The organism is Cryobacterium sp. Sr8 (genome assembly GCF_004403225.1).
Lineage (GTDB): Bacteria > Actinomycetota > Actinomycetes > Actinomycetales > Microbacteriaceae > Cryobacterium > Cryobacterium psychrotolerans.
Genome location: NZ_SOHO01000024.1, coordinates 25,381 through 43,031, shown reverse-complemented (window position 1 = coordinate 43,031; position 17,651 = coordinate 25,381). Strand labels below are relative to the sequence as shown.

The following is a 17,651-nucleotide window of genomic DNA, read 5'->3' as shown; positions in this document are numbered from 1 at the left end:
AACTGCAGTCTCGCGGGGAGGGAAGAAGGGGTCAGGAGCCGCTGAGCTGGTGCCAGTCGCCGGTGCCGAGGTACTGCACCTTCTTCGCGATCGAGACCGCATGGTCGGCGAAACGCTCGTGGTACCGGCTGGCGAGCGTGGCGTCGACCGTGTCGGCGGCCTGGCCCTTCCAGGTCTCGCCGAGCACGGCGTCGAACACGCTCAGGTGCAGGGCGTCGATCTTGTCGTCCTCGTTGCGAATGGTCTCGGCCAGCACCATGTCTTCGTTGGTCAGCAGCTCGGTGAGCATGTTGGCGATCTTCACGTCGAGGGCGCCCATCTCCGCGAAGGTGGGGCGCAGGCTCTTCGGGATGACCTTGTCCGGGAAGCGGTACCGCGCCAGCTGGGAGATGTGGGTCGACATGTCGCCCATCCGCTCGAGGGAGGCGCTGATCCGCAGGGCGCTGACGACGATGCGCAGATCCCGGGCAACGGGCTGCTGGCGGGCGAGGATGGTGATGGCGAGCTCGTCGAGTTCGACGGTGAGAGCGTCGATCTTGTCATCATCCGCGATGACCTCCTCGGCGAGGCTCACGTCGGACTCGTTGAAGGCGCGCGTTGCCTTTTCGATCGAGACGGCGACGAGTCGAGAGATCTCGACGAGGCGCTCCTGCACCTCGGCGAGTTCCTGTTGGAATACTTCGCGCATGGCTGTGTGGTCCTTCCTGGCCGCTGGGATCCTGCACCAGCTGGCGCGTGAGACCCGCCTGGGTCCCGGCTGATCATGCCGGATAAAGGTGAACGGCAGGTGCCGCGGGTTTGAACACTTCCTAACGTACCGTCCCTCCGGCCCGTCCGGCGCGGTCGGCGCGGGAGAAAGTCACTAATCTGGGGGAATGGAATCGACGTGGCTCGTGCTGCTGTCGCTGGCACTCGGGCTGGCCGTTGGCGCCGGTTTCGTGACTCTGCTGCACGTTGCGGAGCGACATGGGCGCCGCGCGGCCGAGGTTGTGAACCCCGCCGTCCCCGATGGGATCGACCAGGTCCTCGACGCGCTCGAGTCCGCGGGCATCGTTCTGGACCCGTCCAACAACGTGATCAAGACCTCCCCGGGGGCGCTGGCCATGGGGCTGGTGTTCAATCAGCAACTCGTGCACCCGGAGTTGCTCGACCTCGCCCGCCGGGTGCGCCGCTCCGGCGACCCGATCTCCGACGACATCCTGCTGGCGCGCGGCCCCTTCGGCGACGCGAGCATGCACGTGCGGGTGCGGCTGGCCCGGCTGGGTACGCGCTACGTGCTGCTGCTGGCCGAGGACCGTACGGAAGCGTTCCGGCTCGACGAGGTGCGCCGCGACTTCGTCGCCAACGTCAGCCACGAACTGAAGACGCCGATCGCTTCGGTGGGCCTGCTGGCCGAGGCGCTCGTCCATGCGGCGGATGAGCCGGAGCAGGTTCGCCGCTTCGCCAACCGCCTGACCACCGAGTCGGCCCGCCTCGGCCGCCTCACCCAGGAGATCATCGAGCTGTCCCGGCTGCAGTCGCAGGAGGCCGTCGCGCAGCCGGAGCTGGTGAAGGTCGACGCGGTCGTCGCCGCGGCCGTCGACCAGGCCCGGATCGTCGCGGACGCGAACCACATCACGATCGCGGTGGGGAAGAAATCGCGCTCCGAGGTCTACGGCGACGAACGGCTGCTCGTGGTCGCCGTGCACAACCTCATCGCCAACGCCGTGAACTACTCACCGGACGGGTCGCGCGTGGGGGTTGGCGTGCGCCGGAACGAGGGCGCAGTCGAGATCACCGTCACCGACCAGGGCGTCGGAATTCCCGAAGCCGACCTGGACCGGATCTTCGAGCGCTTCTTCCGCGTCGACCAGGCACGCTCCCGGCACACCGGGGGGACGGGCCTCGGCCTCGCGATCGTCAAGCACGTCGTGCAGAACCACGGCGGCGACATCCGGGTCTGGTCCCAGCCCGGCAAGGGCTCCACCTTCACCATCCGCCTCCCCGAGGCGCCCCACCCCGCTCCGGCGGCGACAGGAGACACCCCGTGACCCGCATCCTTTTGGTCGAAGATGAGCGCTCGCTCAGTGAGCCGTTGAGCTTCATCCTGGAACGCGAAGGGTACGAGGTGAGCGTGGCCGAGGACGGGCCGAGCGCGATCCGCGAATTCGACCGGGCCGGCGCCGACGTCATCCTGCTCGACCTCATGCTCCCCGGTATCCCGGGCACCGAGGTGTGCCGGGAGATCCGCACCCGGTCAGCCGTGCCGATCATCATGCTGACCGCCAAGGACTCCGAGGTGGACATCGTCGTGGGCCTCGAGCTGGGCGCCGACGACTATATGACCAAGCCGTACTCCACCCGGGAACTGCTGGCGCGCATCCGTGCCGTGTTGAGGCGTCACTCCGACCTCGTCGACGAGCGGGACAAGGCGCCGGATGTCCTCTCCGCCGGCACCGTGGAGATGGACCTCGAGCGCCACGCCGTCATGGTCTCCGGGGAACTCGTGAACATGCCGCTCAAGGAATTCGAGCTCCTGGAATTCCTGCTGCGAAACGCCGGGCGCGTTCTCACGCGCGGCCAGCTGATCGACCGGGTCTGGGGGACCGACTACTTCGGAGACACGAAGACGCTCGACGTGCACATCAAACGGATTCGCTCGCGCATCGAAGCGGTCCCCTCACAACCGGTCATGCTGGTGACCGTCCGGGGTCTCGGCTACCGCTTCGAGGCCTGACCGGCGCCTGCTGTACGGTGCCGGAGCGGCGTCGTGCAGCAGGCACAGCGCCGTTACGGCGCGGCGGTCGGAGTCGGAGTCGGCTCCAGCGTCTCGGTCGGGGCCTGCGGGAGGGGTAAGTCCACCGGCGTGGGCTCCGGCGTGGGCACCAGGGTCGAGTACGGCTCCAGGGTGTCGTCGAGCACCGGAACCAGCAGTCGGGCGCCGGTCTCGTTGCCGTACTGCACGAAGACCGGGAAAAGCGATCCGGGCTGGGCGTCGATGCCGCGCAGGGCCAGGGCCGGCTCGTCCTCGCTGCCGAGGGCGAGCGTCGAGTTGGCCTCGACGGTCAACTCCTCCGTCACCTTCTCGCCGTCCGATTCGTACTGCACGCCCACGATGTGGGCCGAGTCGCCCTGGTTCACGAGCGTGACGATCAGGTTGGCCGAGTCGGCCCCGTCCGAGACGAGGATGGCGTTGCGCACGGCGATGTCGCCGACGTCGCCGCTCACCCCGTCGCTCGCGTCGTAGCGGATGGTCGTTGCCTGGGGCGCCATCAGGCCGCAGCCCGCAGTCCCAGACAGGATGGCAGTCGCCAGAATGGCGGATGCGACGATACGCGCCCTCACAAGACCTCCAGGTCATTTCGGGCCCCGGCCGAGTGGTCGGGACGCCGCAAATTTTCGCTTTGAGTTTAGCCTACCCGCGGCTCGCGGCGGCGGCCGGAGACTCACGGAAAGGCGGCGGTGGAGGGGCGCGTGGCCGGGCGCTGCTCGGCGAACCCTACCACCGCTGGCTGTGGTATCCTAGACGTTGCTGAAGGGATATGAATACATGCTTTTTGAGGTTGGCGAAACTGTCGTTTATCCCCACCACGGAGCCGCAACGATCACTGAGGTGAAGACGCGGACGATCAAGGGTGTAGAGAAACTGTACCTGAAGCTCAATGTCACTCAGGGTGATCTCACCATCGAAGTCCCGGCCGAGAACGTCGACCTGGTCGGCGTTCGCGACGTCATCGGGCGGGAGGGGCTCGACAAGGTGTTCGAGGTGCTTCGCGCGCCGTTCACCGAAGAGCCCACCAACTGGTCACGCCGCTACAAGGCCAACCTGGAGAAGCTCGCCTCCGGTGACGTCATCAAGGTGTCCGAGGTCGTTCGCGACCTGTGGCGCCGCGACCAGGACCGCGGCCTGTCGGCCGGGGAGAAGCGCATGCTTGCCAAGGCACGCCAGATCCTGATCTCCGAGCTGGCCCTGGCCGAGAAGACCGACGAAGAGAAGGCATCCAGCGTTCTCGACGAGGTCCTTGCGTCCTAGCCCCACGTTTCGGTGAAAGGCGGCGCCGAAAGGTGCCGCCTTTCTCGTTGCCCCCGCGCGCGCACCCGGGCGCGGTCCTTCACTCGCACGACCTCACCAGATAGCCTCCAGACATGACTGATTCACCTGCGCCCCTGGTCGCGGTCATCGTCGTCGCCGCGGGCAGCGGAACCCGGCTCGGACACGAACTGCCCAAGGCTTTCGTGCCGCTCTCCGGGCGCACCCTGCTCGAGCGATCCCTCGACTCCGTCTTCGGCATGCGCGAAGCGTCCCAGGTCATCGTCGTGGCCCCGGAAGACCGGCTGGACGAGGCACGTGCCATCGCGACCGAACGCGCCGGCGCGGCCGGCGGCTACCTGGACGTCGTCCCCGGCGGAAACAGCAGGCAGGCATCCGTAGAACGGGGGCTCGCCGTGCTCCGGCCGGATGTGGACACCGTGCTCGTGCACGATGCGGCGCGCGCGCTGACGCCGTCGACGCTCTGCGACGCGGTCGTGGCCGCCGTGCGTGCCTCGGGCGCGGGCGTCGTGCCCGGCCTCGATCTGGTCGACAGCATCAAGCGCGTCGACCCGCGGGGCACGGTCCTCGCCGGCGTCGACCGCCGGGAGCTCTCCGCCGTGCAGACGCCGCAGGGCTTCCCGCGCCGGATGCTGGTCGCGGCCTTCGCCGCGGCGACCGAGGAGCTGACGGATGACGCAGCGCTCGTCACGGCCGCGGGCTTCGCGGTCAGCATCATCCCGGGCGACCCCCTCGCCTTCAAGATCACCACCCCCTGGGACCTGCGCCGGGCCGAACTGCTGCTGGCCACCCCGGCGGACCCCGCCGCCTCTTCGCGCGTCGGCACAGGCCTGGACGTGCACGCCTTCGACGACACGTCCGAGCTGTGGCTGGCAGGCTTGCACTGGCCGGGGGAGCGCGGGCTGGCCGGGCACAGCGACGGAGATGCGGCCGTGCACGCCATCTGCGACGCCCTGCTGGCGGCGGCCGGCCTCGGCGACGTCGGGGGCGTCTTCGGCACCGCCGACGCGGCCCTGGCGGATGCCCACGGCGAGGTCTTCCTGCGCGAAACCCTGCGCCGCGTCGGCGACGCCGGCTTCCGCGTGGGCAACGTCTCGGTGCAGATCATCGGCAACCGGCCCCGGCTCGCACCGCGCCGGGCCGAGTCGGAGGCTCGCCTCAGCTCGATCCTGGGCGCGCCGGTCAGCGTCTCGGCGACGACGACCGACGGCCTCGGTTTCACCGGCCGGGGTGAGGGCATCGCGGCAATCGCCACCGCGCTCCTGGTCCCTGCCGAGGCACAGGGCCCTGTCCTAAGCTGGGAGGCGTGACCATGCGACTGTACGACTCGAAGGCCCAGGCGCTTCGCGACTTCATTCCCCTCGTCCCGGACAAGGTCGGGATCTACGTCTGCGGCCCCACGGTGCAGTCCTCGCCGCACATCGGCCACCTCCGCAGCGCCCTCGTCTACGACCAGCTGCGCCGCTGGCTCAGCTACCGCGGCAATGACGTCACCTTCATCCGCAATGTCACCGACATCGACGACAAGATCCTCGTCAGTTCCACCGGCACCACCGAGCAGTGGTGGGCGCTGGCGTACCGCTACGAGCTGGAGTTCACGGCCGGCTACCAGCGGCTGGGCATCCTCGCTCCCAGCTACGAACCCCGCGCGACCGCCAGCATCCAGAACATGCTCGACCTGATCGGGAGGCTGATCGAGGCCGGGCACGCCTACCCGGCCGCCGACGATACCGGCGACGTCTACTTCGACACCAGGAGCTGGCCCGCCTACGGCGAGCTCACCCGGCAGAAGCTCGACAACATGGAAGCGGCCACGGATGCTGACCCGCGCGGCAAGCGAGATCCCCGCGACTTCGCGCTCTGGAAGGGCCACAAGACCGACGAGCCCGCCTCGGCAGCCTGGCCGTCGCCCTGGGGCGACGGTCGCCCGGGCTGGCACATCGAGTGCTCCGCCATGGCCACCCGTTACCTCGGCGCCCAGTTCGACATTCACGGCGGAGGTCTCGACCTGCGCTTCCCGCACCACGAAAACGAACTCGCCCAGTCCACCGCGGCCGGCGACGCCTTCGCCAACTACTGGATGCACAACGGCCTCGTGCACGTCAACGGCCAGAAGATGTCGAAGTCGATCGGCAACTCGATCTACGCGGCGGAGCTGCTCGAGCAGGCGCGTGCCATCGTCGTGCGCTACTACCTCGGCGCGGCCCACTACCGTTCGACCATCGACTTCCACGAAGGTTCGCTCGCCGAGGCCGAGGCCGCGCTCGAGCGCATCGAGAGCTTCCTCGACCGGGCCGACCGGCGCCTGGCCGACACCCGGTTCGCCGGATCGGGCGTCGAAATCGTGCCGGAGGAGTTCGCTGAGGCCATGGACGACGACCTCGCCGTACCCCAGGCCCTTGGCGTGCTGCATGAAACCGTGCGCGCCGGCAACGCCGCGCTCGATGCCGAAGACCTGCACGCGGCGGCATCCGCCCGCGGCCAGGTGCTCGCGATGAGCGAGGTCCTCGGCATCAACCCCCTCTCGCCCGGTTGGTCCGTTGCCACGGACGAACCGGCCATGATCGCGCTCACCGCGCTCGTCGAGCGCCTGCTCGACGACCGCGAAATTGCCCGGCAGAGCCGCGACTACGCGGCCGCAGACCGAATCCGGGACGAGCTCGTCGCCGCCGGAATCACCATCGAAGACACCCCGTCGGGTGCACATTGGAGTTTTGACTGATGAAGAACACAGACCGCAAGGCTCGCACCGGGGCCGTGCGCAAGGGCAGCCGTGGCCCGCAGGTCGGCTCGGGCGGCCAGGGCCGCCAGGCGCTCGAGGGCAAGAAGCCCACGCCCAAGGCCGAGGACCGGCCGTACCACCCCGCCGGCAAGCGCAAGCTCGCCGAGGACCGCTACACCGCCGCCAGCGGCGGGCGCGCCCGCCCGGCCGCGGCCAAGGGTGCCTCGCGCGGGGCCTCCCGTGGAACCGCGGGCAGCGGCGGCGGCGGAACGTCCACGCGCAAGGCGAAGCAGGTCGACGAGCACGAGATCGTCACCGGCCGTAACTCCGTGCTCGAGGCGCTTCGGGCGAAGATCCCCGCGTCGACGCTCTACATCGCGACCCGCATCGAGATGGATGACCGGGTCAAGGAGATCCTCACCCTCGCCAACCAGCGCAACATCCCGATCCTCGAAGTGATGCGCCCGGAGCTCGACCGCCTCGCCGGCCGTGACTCGGTGCACCAGGGCCTCGCCCTCAAGGTCCCCGCCTACGAGTACGCGCACCCGATGGAGCTGCTCGAGCTCACCATCAGCCGGGGCCACAAGCCGCTGTTCGTGGCCCTCGACGGCATCACCGACCCGCGCAACCTCGGCGCGATCATCCGCTCGACGGCGGCCTTCGGCGGGCACGGCGTGATCGTGCCGCAGCGCCGCTCGGTCGGTGTCACGGCCTCGGCCTGGAAGACCTCGGCCGGCGCGGCCGCCCGCACCCCGGTCGCGATGGCCCCGAACCTCACCCAGACGCTCAAGGCGCTCAAGGAGCAGGGCGTTCTCGTCATCGGCCTCGACGGCGGCGGCGACGTCATGCTGCCCGAGCTCGGCCTCGGCTACGCCGAACGTCCGATCGTCGTCGTCGTCGGCAGCGAGGGCAAGGGCCTGTCCCGCCTCGTCACCGAGACCTGCGATGCCATCGTGTCGATCCCGATCCAGGCGGCGACCGAGTCGCTGAACGCCGGGATCGCCGCCGGAGTGACCCTCTACGAAATCTCCCGCCTCCGCGCCGCAGCCAAGGCCGCGAAGGCCGCCGCCAAGCTGGCGAAGTAACCCGCCCCACCCCCGCGAAACCGCAGTCGTGCGCGTTATGAGTGCCTCATAACGCGCACGACTGCGGTTTCGCGGGGGGTGTAGACGGGGTTAGACCTTCAGGCGCCAGTCGGGCTCGGCGTCGGCGTCGGTAGGCAGTGAGATCGGCAGCGTGATCGACCCCGTCGGCGGCTCGATCACGGTCGCCTCGTCCCGGCGGTGGCGCAGCACGTCCTGCACGTACGAGGTCACCGCTTCGGCCAGCGGGATCTCCCGCGACTGGTTCTGGGCCATGAACCAGCGGTGGTCGAGCAGTTGGTGGAAGACCTCGGCCGGTTCGAGTTTGCCCTTGAGCTCGCGGGGGATCGCGCGCACGACCGGCTCGAAGACGCGCACGAGCCACTCGTGGGCCATCATCTCCTCGTCGGAGTCCGGCTGGGCGTACGCGGCCCGGTAGGAGTCGAGGTCGTTGAGCAGGCGCCTGGCCTGGTTCTCCTCCGCGTCGAGCCCGGTCAGGCGCAGCAACCTGCGCTGGTGGTGCCCGGCGTCGACGACCTTCGGCTGGATGCGCACCGTCGTGCCCGTGTTATCCGTCTTGATGGCGAGCTCGTCGATGTCGAAGCCGAGGTTGTTGAGACGTTCGACGCGTTCGCGGATGCGCCACCGCTCGGAGCTCGCGAACGACTCGGAGCCGGTCAGCTCCTTCCAGAGCAGCCGGTACGCCGCGACGATGCCGTTGCTGACCCGGATCGGGTCGAGCTCGTCCGCGACCCGGCCGCCGGCCTCGAGGTCCATCAGCTCGCCGGCGATGTTCACCCGGGCGATTTCCAGGTCGTTTTCGCGCTGCCCGTTGGAGAGCCCGCCGGAGTAGAGCTGTCCCGTCTCCGCGTCGACGAGGTAGGCGGCGAACGCCCCGGCGTCGCGGCGGAACAGGGTGTTGGAGAGGGAGACGTCGCCCCAGAACAGTCCGACCATGTGCACGCGCACGAGGAGCACCGCGAGGGCGTCAACGAGGCGGGTGGCGGTGTCGGGCCGCAGGGTCTGGGAATACAGGGCGCGGTAGGGCAGCGAGAACTTCAGGTGCCGGGTCACGAGCACCGAGTTCAACGGCTCGCCGTCCTCATCCGACCGGTTCGTGATCACGGCGACGGGCTCGACGCAGGGGATCTCCAGCGTCTGGAGGGTGCGCAGCATGTCGTACTCCCGCTTGGCCATCTCGCTCGTGGTCTCCTTGATCGCCACGACGCGACCGCTCAGGTGGGCGAAGCGCACCAGGTGGCGCGAGATCCCCTTGGGCAGTGCCGCGATGTTCTCGTTCGGCCAGGCGTCAAGCGGGAGCTGCCACGGCAGGTCGAGCAGCGCGGGGTCGGCGGTGGCCGACGTGATGTTGAGGGAACCGCTCATGAAGTGAGCCTCACTGTGCAGGAATGAATCTGTGCAGGAATGAATCTGTTGGGGAACGAATCAGCGCCGCAATGACAAGGCCGGACGGAGCAATGCCCCGTCCGGCCGTTGTCACTTCGTGAACCTAGTCCGCAACCGCCCCGCCGAGGCGCAGGCCGGATTCCGCGTCGAAGACGTGGAGGTGGTTGGGCGTCGGGGTCAGGTAGACCGTGTCCCCGGCGTTCGGGTGCGAGCGTCCGTCGACACGGGCGACGATGTCGGTGCGCTTGCCCTCGACCGTGGAGTGACCGTACAGGTAGCCGTCGGCGCCGAGCTCCTCGACCAGGTCGACCTCAACCTGGAGTCCTTCGCCCTGCGCGGTCGCCAGGTGGATGTCCTCCGGGCGGACCCCGATGGTCACCTTGTCGCCGCTCGCCCCAGCGAGGGTGTCGCGCTGCACGGGGACGGTCGCGGTGCCGAACTTGACGCCTCCGTCGACCCGGTCGGCCAGGAACAGGTTCATGGCCGGGCTGCCGATGAAACCGGCAACGAACACGTTGTTCGGCTTCGCGTACAGGTCTCGGGGCGTGCCGACCTGCTGGAGGACGCCGTCCTTGAGCACCGCGATGCGGTCGCCCATGGTCAGCGCCTCGGTCTGGTCGTGGGTCACGTAGACCGTGGTGACGCCGAGGCGACGCTGGAGGGACGCGATCTGGGTGCGGGTCTGCACGCGCAGCTTCGCGTCGAGGTTGGACAGCGGCTCGTCCATGAGGAACACCTGCGGCTGGCGCACGATCGCGCGGCCCATGGCGACGCGCTGGCGCTGACCGCCGGAGAGTGCCTTGGGCTTGCGGCTGAGGTACGGCTCCAGGTCGAGCAGCTTGGCGGCCTCGAGCACGCGGGCGGCGCGCTCGTCCTTGTTGATGCCGGCGATCTTGAGCGCGAAGCCCATGTTCTCGGCGACGGTCATGTGCGGGTACAGGGCGTAGTTCTGGAAGACCATGGCGATGTCGCGGTCTTTCGGTGGGACATCCGTGACGTTGCGCTCGCCGATGAAGATGTTGCCGTCGTTGACCTCTTCGAGGCCGGCCAGCATGCGCAGCGAGGTGGACTTGCCGCAGCCGGAGGGGCCGACGAGGACGAGGAACTCGCCGTCAGCGACCTGCAGGTCGAGGTGATCGACAGCGGGGCGGGTGGAACCCGGGTAGAGGCGGGTTGCCTTGTCAAAAGTGACCGAAGCCATGGTTTTCTTCTCCTTCACCGGCAGGAACGTGCCGGACGATCCGTTGTGAGTGGGATGTGACACCTGTCCCGCCAGGCGGGCCGGGTATCCTGACCAGTATTGCATGGCAGCCGCCCTCGCCCCGCGGCGGGCGTACAGCCGCCGTTTGGGGTTTTCCCAGACACGCGTTCTACTCTGTGGAGGGCTATGCACACACAGTGCGGGCATCCACACGTTCGGAGCAACTATTCATGACTAACGGCGGACCAGGCGACAGCCGTCCTTCCAAGAATCAGCGACGCGACGCGGCCCGCAAAAAGGCCACGCTGCTGCGCGAGGAACAGAAGAAGAAGGATCGTCGCAACCGGGTCTTCCTGCAGGGTGGAATCGCCGTGGCGGCCATCGCCATCGTCGGCATCATCGCCCTGATCATCGTCAACTCCATCCGGCCGGTCGGGCCGGGCCCGGCCAACATGGCCAGCGACGGCGTGCTCATCGGCGAGGGGCTGACCACGGTCAAGACCCCCGCCCTCCAGCCCGACGCGAAGCCCGTCGCTTCGGTGCCCGACGCGACCGGCACCGTGGCCGACATCCGGGTCTACGTCGACTACCTCTGCCCGTACTGCGGCGAGTTCGAACTGAACAACAGCGACCAGATCGCCCAGTGGGTTGAGGCCGGGGCCGCGACGGTCGAGGTCCACCCCATTTCGATCCTGACCAGCAAGTCCGCCGGTACCCAGTACTCCCTGCGCGCGGCCAATGCCGCTGCCTGCGTGGCGAACTCCTCGCCCAACGACTTCTACGCGTTCAACGCCGCCCTGTTCGCGGACCAGCCCGAGGAGGGCACGGCGGGCCTCACCGACAAGCAAATCAAGCAGGTCGTGCGGAGTTCGGGCGTCACGTCCTCGTTGTCGAAGATCGACACGTGCATCGACGACGTGACGTACAAGTCCTGGGTTCTCGACGCCACCGACCGGGCCCTGACCGGCCCGATCCCCAACGCCTCGATTCCCAAGGTCACCGGCACGCCGACCGTGCTCGTCAACGGCAAGCAGTACCTCGGGTCGTTGAAGGACCCCAAGGAATTCGCGGCGTTCGTGCTGCAGTCGGCGGGCGCCACGTACTCCACGTCCACCCCGACGCCCACTCCGACGCCGACCCCGGCCGGGTAGAACGCGCCCGCCCTTTCGGTTCTGTGATTTAGGATGGGTGTTCGAGGCCCTCGGGCCTCATGCCGGCCTGGCGCAATTGGTAGCGCACCACTCTTGTAAAGTGGGGGTTACGGGTTCAAGTCCCGTGGCCGGCCCTGGACAGTCCCGGTCCGGCCCGCCCCGGCCCAGGGGATTCGGCGCTAGAGAACGGTCAGGAACTCGGCCGGATCGATGGGCAGGCGCACCCCCGGTTTGGCGTCCGGCGGAACGCCGCCCACGTAGAGCCAGCCGAGAAGCTCCTCGTTGTCGGCAAGTTCGTGCATGCGGCGAACCGGCGCGGATCGCGTGTGGGGCCCGGTGCGCCACATCACGCCCCAGCCTGCGTCAGCCAGCAGCAGGCTCAGTGCGTGGGCGACCCCGGCCGCCGCGGCATCCTGCTCCCAGTCCGCGACCTTCTCGCTCTCGCGGCGGCTGATCACGAGGGCAATCAGGAGTTCGGCGCGCAGCGGTTTGGCAGCGGTCCTGGCCGCCTCGGCGGCCGTGTGGCCGGATGCCGCGACCAGGGCATCGCCCAATCGCCGCCGTGCGTCTCCGCGCAACTCGATCAGGCGCCACGGCCTCAGCGCGCCGTGGTCGGCGACACGTGCCACGGCGGCTACCAAAGGCAGCAGTTCGTCGTGGCTGGGGGCATCCGGGGTCACCCTGGAGTACGACCGGCGCGCCGCGAGCGCGTCGGCAACGGCCGACACCGCCGGCTACTCGACGGGCGTGAAGTTGAGCGCGATGGAATTCATGCAGTACCGGTCTCCGGTGGGCGTGCCGAAGCCGTCGTCGAAGACGTGCCCCAGGTGCGAGCCGCAGTTGGCGCAACGCACCTCTGTGCGCACGGTGCCCAGGGTCCGGTCCTCGATCAACTCGACCGCCTCGGGGCGCACGGACTCGTAGAAACTCGGCCAGCCGCAGCCGGAATCGAATTTGGTGCCGCTCTTGAACAACTCAGCGTTGCAGGCGCCACAGGTATACACGCCCGAGCGCGCCTCATCGAGCAGTTCTCCCGTCCAGGCGCGCTCCGTCGCGGCCCCGCGGAGCACCGCATAGCGCTCGGGCCCCAATTCCTCGCGCCACTCGGCTTCAGACTTCTTGACTTCGTGGTCCATGTGCGTCCCTTCGTTCCCGGGCGCCGCCCGGTTCTCACTCCATCAGCCTAAACTCGCGCGGCCGCCCCGGCATTCCTTTCACGGGCAGCGTCCAGCGAACTCCCACAGACTCGAACCGGCGTACGGTTGGCGGACATGCACCGGGCGCACCCAAATAGGATGACCGTAGCCGGCGTCGGTGAAAGCGGGCGGCACGTGCCCGGTGAGATGACCAGGGAGAGGTGGCCGATGGAGAAATCACACGAACCGGCCGCCGACGGCAGCCCGGAGTCGGCCTCACTGTCCGCGCGGGACGTGGCGATCCTCGACTTCGAACGACAGTGGCGCAATCACGCCGGCGCCAAGGAGCAGGCCATTCGGGCCGAATTCGGTCTCTCGGCTGCACGGTACTATCAGTTGTTGGGTGCCCTCATCGACTCACCGCTGGCCCTCGCCCGCGACCCCATGCTGGTTAAGCGACTGCATCGGATGCGCGAAGCCAGGGCACAGGCGCGAGCGCGCCGCGCCGCACTCCCCACCGACTGATCGAGACCGAACCAGACTGACAATGCCCCAGCCCTATCCGAAAGACCGCTTCGACGCCCACCCGCCTGCTCTCGACCGGGTGGGCGCACACCGGGCCCCGGGCAAGAAGGGTCGCGGCTGGCTGGCATTCTGGTGGGCGCTGGCCGCCACGGTGGTGCTGATCGCGATCGGAGCGCTGGGTCTGCTGTTCCTGAACAACCGCCTCGCGCCGGACACATCCGGACTCGCGCCCACTGCGGCGCCCCCGGCCACGTCGACCCCGACCGCGACGCCGAAGCCGGAGCCGTCGGCGACGCCCACGCTGAAGCCGACCGTTGACCCGAACCTGTCCGTCACCGTGCTCAACGGCACCCTGACGATGGGTCTGGCCGGATCCGTCGGAGACGTCCTCGGCTCCGAGGGGTGGACCGTCGGGACGCTCGGCGACGCCGCCACCTCCGACGTTGCCGAGACGATCGTCTACTACGCCGACCCCGCCCTGGAGGGCGCGGCACGGGGGGTCGCAGAGTCCCTGCCGGGGGCCGAAATAATGCTCGCGAACGACTTCGCGGAGTCCGATGCCGAGCTCACTGTTGTCGTCGGCAACGACTACTCTCCGCCGGCCGGATAGGGCGCCCGGCAGCCCTGCTTTTCAGCCATCGACCGGCAATTTGTCAACCCCCTGTTATTCCAGAGCCTCTTCGCTACGCTCGGCCATGGTCGCTCATTTTGTCCGTGCAGCTCGCCTCTGTGGAGGTGGACCCGTTGCACGGCCATGGTGGACGCAGGCACTGCACCGAAGCAGTTTCCGCGGAAGGCCCGGCGCGGCCAGTGGGCCCGTGCCGACGCAATCACAGCACTGGGGAGTAACACATGGCGCACGGAACCGTAAAGTGGTTCAACGCTGAGAAGGGCTTCGGCTTTATCACCATTGACGGCGGGGGGCAGGACGTCTTCGTCCACTATTCCGCCATTGACATGAGCGGATACAAAGTCCTCGAAGAAGGCCAGGCGGTCGTCTTCGAGGTTGGCAGCGGAGCGAAGGGCCCTCAGGCCGAGTCGGTTCGACCGGCCTGAGCTGCACCAGTTTCGAGGCTTGCACGCCCAACGCCGCGCGGGAGCACCGCGCGGCGTTAGGGTGAAACGGTGAATCAGAACAGTGAAGCGATGAAACGCAGCCGACGCGTGACCGTGAGGATAGTTGCCGCGGTCATTCCGGTCCTGCTTCTGGCCGCCTGCACTGCCGAAGCACCGCGGCCGACCGCGAGCATCAAGCCGACCTCGACGGCGAAGGCCTGGGTGTCCACCTACACGGCCCCGGCCGCGACCGTGCTCGCACCGCTGCGCGGAACACCCGTGCCTCCGGGGAGCGCGGCGCATCCGTCGCTGGCGGTGAAGATCGACAACCACGAGGCGGCGAGGCCGCAGATCGGCCTCGAGAGCGCCGACATCGTCTTCGAGGAACTCGTCGAAGGCGGGATCACCCGCTACGTCGGGGTCTGGCACTCGGACATCCCGAAGCTGATCGGGCCGGTGCGCTCGATCCGGCCGATGGATCCGGACATCATTACGCCCTTCGGCGGAATCGTCGCCTACTCCGGCGGCCAGCCGCAGTTCGTCAAGGCGATGGAGGCGACCCCGGTCGTGAACGCCGTCTTCGACTACGACCGCAGCGGACTGTTCTACCGGATCGACACGAAGTCGTCCCCGCACAATGTCGTGGTGAAGGCCAGGACGCTCGTCGGCCGGTACCCCAAGCTGGCCCCGCCGAGGCAGCACTTCGCCTACGCGGCCACCGCCGCGGCGTCGTCAGCGGTGGTGGACGGCAAGGCCATCCGCACGATCCAGACGCGCTTCTCCACCGCACGCTGGCCATCGTGGGCCTGGAACGCCAAGGCGAATTACTACCTGCGTTCCCAGGAGGGCGCGCCGGACCGCAACAGCAAGGGCGCGCAGCTCAAGGCGACCAACGTCGTCGTCATGCGTGTCGGCATCGACCGGCGCTACGGCGACGTCCCCAAGACCACCATGATCGGTTCGGGAGAGGCCTGGGTCTCGACCGGCGGGCGGAGCCTGCGCGCCACCTGGGTCAAGCGATACCCGTCGTCGCCGATCAGTCTCGTCGACGGTAACGGCGTGACGATCCGGCTTGCCGCCGGCAACACCTGGATCGAGCTGGTCCCGACGAAGCAGGGTTCCGTCCAGCTGGTGCCGTAGCGCCCCGCCCGTTCACTTGCACTCTCGGCACCAGAGTGCCAGAATCGTCTTTGGCACTCTCTACTTATGAGTGCTAACCCCATCACGTTTTTGAACGTCCGGGAGGGACGAGAAACACTTATGGCAAAGATCATTGCTTTCAACGAAGAGGCCCGTCGCGGCCTTGAGCGCGGCCTGAACATCCTCGCCGACACGGTCAAGGTCACCCTCGGCCCGCGCGGACGCAACGTCGTTCTGGAGAAGAAGTGGGGCGCACCCACGATCACCAACGACGGCGTGTCCATCGCCAAGGAGATCGAACTCGACGACCCGTACGAGAAGATCGGTGCGGAACTCGTCAAAGAGGTCGCCAAGAAGACGGATGACGTCGCCGGCGACGGCACCACCACCGCCACCGTCCTCGCTCAGGCGCTGGTTCGCGAAGGCCTGCGCAACGTCGCAGCCGGCGCCGACCCGATCAGCCTCAAGCGCGGCATCGAGAAGGCCACTGCTGCCGTCATCGAAGAGCTCATCGCGAACGCCAAAGAGGTCGAGACCAAGGAAGAGATCGCGGCCACGGCTTCCATCTCTGCCGGTGACGCTGAAATCGGCGCCATCATCGCCGAGGCGATCGACAAGGTCGGCAAGGAAGGCGTCGTCACCGTCGAAGAGTCCAACACTCTCGGCACCGAACTCGAGCTCACCGAGGGCATGCGCTTCGACAAGGGCTTCCTGTCGGCGTACTTCGTGACCGACCCCGACCGTCAGGAAGCGGTCTTCGAAGACCCGTACATCCTGATCGTCAACTCCAAGGTCTCGAACATCAAGGACCTGCTGCCGATCGTTGACAAGGTCATCCAGACCGGCAAGCAGCTCCTCATCATCGCCGAGGACGTCGACGGCGAGGCCCTGGCCACGCTCGTTGTGAACAAGATCCGCGGCATCTTCAAGTCCGTCGCCGTCAAGGCTCCGGGCTTCGGTGACCGCCGCAAGGCCCAGCTGCAGGACATCGCGATCCTGACCGGTGGACAGGTCATCGCCGAGGAGGTCGGACTCAAGCTTGAGAACGTGACCCTCGACCTGCTCGGCACCGCCCGCAAGATCGTCATCACCAAGGACGAGACCACGATCGTCGAGGGTGGCGGAGACGTCGAGGCGATCGCCGGCCGCGTGCAGCAGATCCGCAGCGAGATCGAGAACACCGACAGCGACTACGACCGCGAGAAGCTCCAGGAGCGCCTGGCGAAGCTCGCCGGTGGCGTTGCAGTCATCAAGGCCGGCGCCGCGACGGAGGTTGAGCTCAAGGAGCGCAAGCACCGCATCGAGGATGCCGTCCGCAACGCGAAGGCTGCCGTTGAAGAGGGCATCGTCGCCGGTGGTGGCGTTGCGCTGATCCAGGCCGGCAAGACCGCTTTCGAGAAGCTCTCCCTCACGGGTGACGAGGCAACGGGTGCGAACATCGTGCGCGTGGCCATCGACGCGCCGCTCAAGCAGATCGCCCTCAACGCCGGCCTCGAGCCGGGCGTCGTCGCTGACAAGGTGCGCAACCTGCCCGTCGGCTGGGGCCTCAACGCCGCGACCGGTGAGTACGTCGACATGCTCCTCGCCGGCATCAATGACCCGGTGAAGGTCACCCGCTCCGCGCTGCTCAACGCCGCGTCGATTGCCGGACTGTTCCTCACCACCGAGGCCGTTGTCGCCGACAAGCCCGAGAAGCACCCGGCCCCGGCCGGCGACCAGGGCGGCGGAATGGACTTCTAAGTCCCAACCCGTTCCACAGCACCGCAGTTCCAGATGATGGGCGCCTCCTTCGGGAGGCGCCCATTGTTGTGTCTCGTGTGCGCCTGCGCCGCCTCTGGCGCCCGCTCAGATGCCCGTGACGTCAGCGTGAGAACAGGCGCGCGTTTGCCTGTTCGACATCGGCATACTGCCGGCCGGCCTGCGACAGGGCCAGGTTGAGTCCCTCCGCACTCTCCTCGACGTGTCGCTGGGTCGCTCGCCAATCGGCCACGGCGCCCTGGAAGGCCGCTGCGGCCTGCCCCGTCCACGACCCTTCGAGGCCGGTCAACTGCGCCAGCAGGCCGGCGACCTCGGCCTGGATTCGGGCGATTGACGCCCGCGCGGTGGCCGTCGTACTCAGCACGGCCTCGCTGTCCACCTGGTAGCTCGTCATGTCCGTCGTCCTTCCGCTCGCACGCGACCGTAGTGCCGCCGACTGCCGC

At 68.1% G+C, this 17,651-nt stretch carries 19 protein-coding genes and 1 tRNA gene; 13 read left to right on the top strand and 7 right to left on the bottom strand.

The genetic code is table 11. From position 1 onward, the window contains the following. Positions 1 to 31: 31 nt before the first annotated feature. On the bottom strand, positions 32 to 688 hold the full coding sequence (gene phoU / locus E3T54_RS03390) for a phosphate signaling complex protein PhoU (RefSeq protein ID WP_092322210.1): 657 nt from the start codon (positions 686 to 688) through the stop codon (positions 32 to 34). A 187-nt stretch (positions 689 to 875) separates the two neighbouring features. On the opposite strand from phoU, the gene E3T54_RS03385 reads away from it, so the two are divergent. Both E3T54_RS03385 and E3T54_RS03380 read left to right on the top strand, forming a co-directional pair. After that, entirely contained in the window at positions 876 to 2,030 is a 1,155-nt protein-coding gene (locus tag E3T54_RS03385) for a cell wall metabolism sensor histidine kinase WalK (RefSeq protein ID WP_134474573.1), read from the top strand. Continuing rightward, on the top strand, positions 2,027 to 2,716 hold the full coding sequence (locus tag E3T54_RS03380) for a response regulator transcription factor (protein WP_134474572.1): 690 nt from the start codon (positions 2,027 to 2,029) through the stop codon (positions 2,714 to 2,716). The genes E3T54_RS03385 and E3T54_RS03380 overlap by 4 nt, the downstream gene beginning before the upstream one ends. 53 nt (positions 2,717 to 2,769) lie before the next feature. Here E3T54_RS03380 and E3T54_RS03375 read toward each other — a convergent pair whose 3' ends face one another. Beyond that, positions 2,770 to 3,252 carry a hypothetical protein gene (locus E3T54_RS03375; protein WP_174844382.1) on the bottom strand — a complete coding sequence of 161 codons (483 nt, stop codon included), beginning with the start codon at positions 3,250 to 3,252 and terminating at the stop codon, positions 2,770 to 2,772. A gap of 277 nt (positions 3,253 to 3,529) precedes the next feature. On the opposite strand from E3T54_RS03375, the gene E3T54_RS03370 reads away from it, so the two are divergent. The 4 genes from E3T54_RS03370 (at position 3,530) to rlmB (ending at position 7,837) form a co-directional block, all read left to right on the top strand. Continuing rightward, entirely contained in the window at positions 3,530 to 4,012 is a 483-nt protein-coding gene (locus tag E3T54_RS03370) for a CarD family transcriptional regulator (RefSeq protein ID WP_092322204.1), read from the top strand. Positions 4,013 to 4,125: 113 nt separating this feature from the next. After that, positions 4,126 to 5,340 (top strand): 2-C-methyl-D-erythritol 4-phosphate cytidylyltransferase, encoded by a 1,215-nt coding sequence (gene ispD, locus E3T54_RS03365; RefSeq protein ID WP_134474571.1) that lies wholly within the window; start codon positions 4,126 to 4,128, stop codon positions 5,338 to 5,340. Then, entirely contained in the window at positions 5,337 to 6,752 is a 1,416-nt protein-coding gene (cysS, locus tag E3T54_RS03360; protein ID WP_092322201.1) for a cysteine--tRNA ligase, read from the top strand. Before ispD ends, cysS begins: the two co-directional genes overlap by 4 nt. Next, on the top strand, positions 6,752 to 7,837 hold the full coding sequence (gene rlmB / locus E3T54_RS03355; RefSeq protein ID WP_134474570.1) for a 23S rRNA (guanosine(2251)-2'-O)-methyltransferase RlmB: 1,086 nt from the start codon (positions 6,752 to 6,754) through the stop codon (positions 7,835 to 7,837). The genes cysS and rlmB overlap by 1 nt, the downstream gene beginning before the upstream one ends. 90 nt (positions 7,838 to 7,927) lie before the next feature. Here the strand turns inward: rlmB and E3T54_RS03350 are convergent, their stop codons facing one another. Further along, entirely contained in the window at positions 7,928 to 9,220 is a 1,293-nt protein-coding gene (locus E3T54_RS03350; protein WP_134474569.1) for a DUF4032 domain-containing protein, read from the bottom strand. Positions 9,221 to 9,344: 124 nt separating this feature from the next. Continuing rightward, a complete protein-coding gene (locus E3T54_RS03345; protein WP_134474629.1) occupies positions 9,345 to 10,442 on the bottom strand; it encodes an ABC transporter ATP-binding protein in 1,098 nt (365 codons plus the stop codon). 230 nt (positions 10,443 to 10,672) lie between these two features. On the opposite strand from E3T54_RS03345, the gene E3T54_RS03340 reads away from it, so the two are divergent. Together E3T54_RS03340 and E3T54_RS03335 are read left to right on the top strand one after the other, a co-directional pair. Next, on the top strand, positions 10,673 to 11,593 hold the full coding sequence (locus E3T54_RS03340) for a thioredoxin domain-containing protein (protein WP_134474568.1): 921 nt from the start codon (positions 10,673 to 10,675) through the stop codon (positions 11,591 to 11,593). A gap of 61 nt (positions 11,594 to 11,654) precedes the next feature. Then, positions 11,655 to 11,727: transfer RNA gene (locus E3T54_RS03335), tRNA-Thr, on the top strand. Between the two features lie 45 nt (positions 11,728 to 11,772). Here E3T54_RS03335 and E3T54_RS03330 read toward each other — a convergent pair. Both E3T54_RS03330 and msrB read right to left on the bottom strand, forming a co-directional pair. Continuing rightward, a complete protein-coding gene (locus E3T54_RS03330) occupies positions 11,773 to 12,321 on the bottom strand; it encodes a nitroreductase family protein (protein ID WP_134474567.1) in 549 nt (182 codons plus the stop codon). 6 nt (positions 12,322 to 12,327) lie between these two features. Continuing rightward, positions 12,328 to 12,729, bottom strand: coding sequence for a peptide-methionine (R)-S-oxide reductase MsrB (gene msrB / locus E3T54_RS03325; protein ID WP_092322194.1), 402 nt, complete (start codon positions 12,727 to 12,729; stop codon positions 12,328 to 12,330). Positions 12,730 to 12,957: 228 nt separating this feature from the next. On the opposite strand from msrB, the gene E3T54_RS03320 reads away from it, so the two are divergent. The 5 genes from E3T54_RS03320 (at position 12,958) to groL (ending at position 17,190) form a co-directional block, all read left to right on the top strand. After that, a complete protein-coding gene (locus E3T54_RS03320; protein ID WP_092322454.1) occupies positions 12,958 to 13,254 on the top strand; it encodes a DUF3263 domain-containing protein in 297 nt (98 codons plus the stop codon). Between the two features lie 22 nt (positions 13,255 to 13,276). Then, on the top strand, positions 13,277 to 13,864 hold the full coding sequence (locus tag E3T54_RS03315) for a LytR C-terminal domain-containing protein (protein ID WP_134474566.1): 588 nt from the start codon (positions 13,277 to 13,279) through the stop codon (positions 13,862 to 13,864). 242 nt (positions 13,865 to 14,106) lie between these two features. Next, positions 14,107 to 14,310, top strand: a complete 204-nt coding sequence (locus E3T54_RS03310) for a cold-shock protein (RefSeq protein ID WP_092322190.1) — start codon at positions 14,107 to 14,109, stop codon at positions 14,308 to 14,310. 90 nt (positions 14,311 to 14,400) lie between these two features. Then, positions 14,401 to 15,450: a DUF3048 domain-containing protein gene (locus tag E3T54_RS03305; protein WP_134474565.1), complete on the top strand. Its 1,050-nt coding sequence runs from the start codon at positions 14,401 to 14,403 to the stop codon at positions 15,448 to 15,450. 120 nt (positions 15,451 to 15,570) lie between these two features. Next, positions 15,571 to 17,190 (top strand): chaperonin GroEL, encoded by a 1,620-nt coding sequence (gene groL / locus E3T54_RS03300; protein WP_092322187.1) that lies wholly within the window; start codon positions 15,571 to 15,573, stop codon positions 17,188 to 17,190. Positions 17,191 to 17,311: 121 nt separating this feature from the next. Here the strand turns inward: groL and E3T54_RS03295 are convergent, their stop codons facing one another. Beyond that, a complete protein-coding gene (locus E3T54_RS03295) occupies positions 17,312 to 17,602 on the bottom strand; it encodes a WXG100 family type VII secretion target (RefSeq protein ID WP_134474564.1) in 291 nt (96 codons plus the stop codon). Positions 17,603 to 17,651: the final 49 nt, after the last annotated feature.

Excerpts from the sequence above, each read along its gene's own strand:
- E3T54_RS03310 (WP_092322190.1), top strand. The coding sequence starts at position 14,107 with ATGGCGCACGGAACCGTAAAGTGGTTCAACGCTGAGAAGGGCTTCGGC.
- rlmB (WP_134474570.1), top strand. The coding sequence starts at position 6,752 with ATGAAGAACACAGACCGCAAGGCTCGCACCGGGGCCGTGCGCAAGGGC.
- ispD (WP_134474571.1), top strand. The coding sequence starts at position 4,126 with ATGACTGATTCACCTGCGCCCCTGGTCGCGGTCATCGTCGTCGCCGCG.
- E3T54_RS03385 (WP_134474573.1), top strand. The coding sequence starts at position 876 with ATGGAATCGACGTGGCTCGTGCTGCTGTCGCTGGCACTCGGGCTGGCC.
- groL (WP_092322187.1), top strand. The coding sequence starts at position 15,571 with ATGGCAAAGATCATTGCTTTCAACGAAGAGGCCCGTCGCGGCCTTGAG.
- E3T54_RS03320 (WP_092322454.1), top strand. The coding sequence starts at position 12,958 with ATGGAGAAATCACACGAACCGGCCGCCGACGGCAGCCCGGAGTCGGCC.
- E3T54_RS03345 (WP_134474629.1), bottom strand. The coding sequence starts at position 10,442 with ATGGCTTCGGTCACTTTTGACAAGGCAACCCGCCTCTACCCGGGTTCC.
- msrB (WP_092322194.1), bottom strand. The coding sequence starts at position 12,729 with ATGGACCACGAAGTCAAGAAGTCTGAAGCCGAGTGGCGCGAGGAATTG.
- E3T54_RS03340 (WP_134474568.1), top strand. The coding sequence starts at position 10,673 with ATGACTAACGGCGGACCAGGCGACAGCCGTCCTTCCAAGAATCAGCGA.
- E3T54_RS03350 (WP_134474569.1), bottom strand. The coding sequence starts at position 9,220 with ATGAGCGGTTCCCTCAACATCACGTCGGCCACCGCCGACCCCGCGCTG.
- E3T54_RS03295 (WP_134474564.1), bottom strand. The coding sequence starts at position 17,602 with ATGACGAGCTACCAGGTGGACAGCGAGGCCGTGCTGAGTACGACGGCC.
- E3T54_RS03375 (WP_174844382.1), bottom strand. The coding sequence starts at position 3,252 with ATGGCGCCCCAGGCAACGACCATCCGCTACGACGCGAGCGACGGGGTG.
- E3T54_RS03315 (WP_134474566.1), top strand. The coding sequence starts at position 13,277 with ATGCCCCAGCCCTATCCGAAAGACCGCTTCGACGCCCACCCGCCTGCT.
- phoU (WP_092322210.1), bottom strand. The coding sequence starts at position 688 with ATGCGCGAAGTATTCCAACAGGAACTCGCCGAGGTGCAGGAGCGCCTC.
- E3T54_RS03370 (WP_092322204.1), top strand. The coding sequence starts at position 3,530 with ATGCTTTTTGAGGTTGGCGAAACTGTCGTTTATCCCCACCACGGAGCC.
- E3T54_RS03305 (WP_134474565.1), top strand. The coding sequence starts at position 14,401 with ATGAAACGCAGCCGACGCGTGACCGTGAGGATAGTTGCCGCGGTCATT.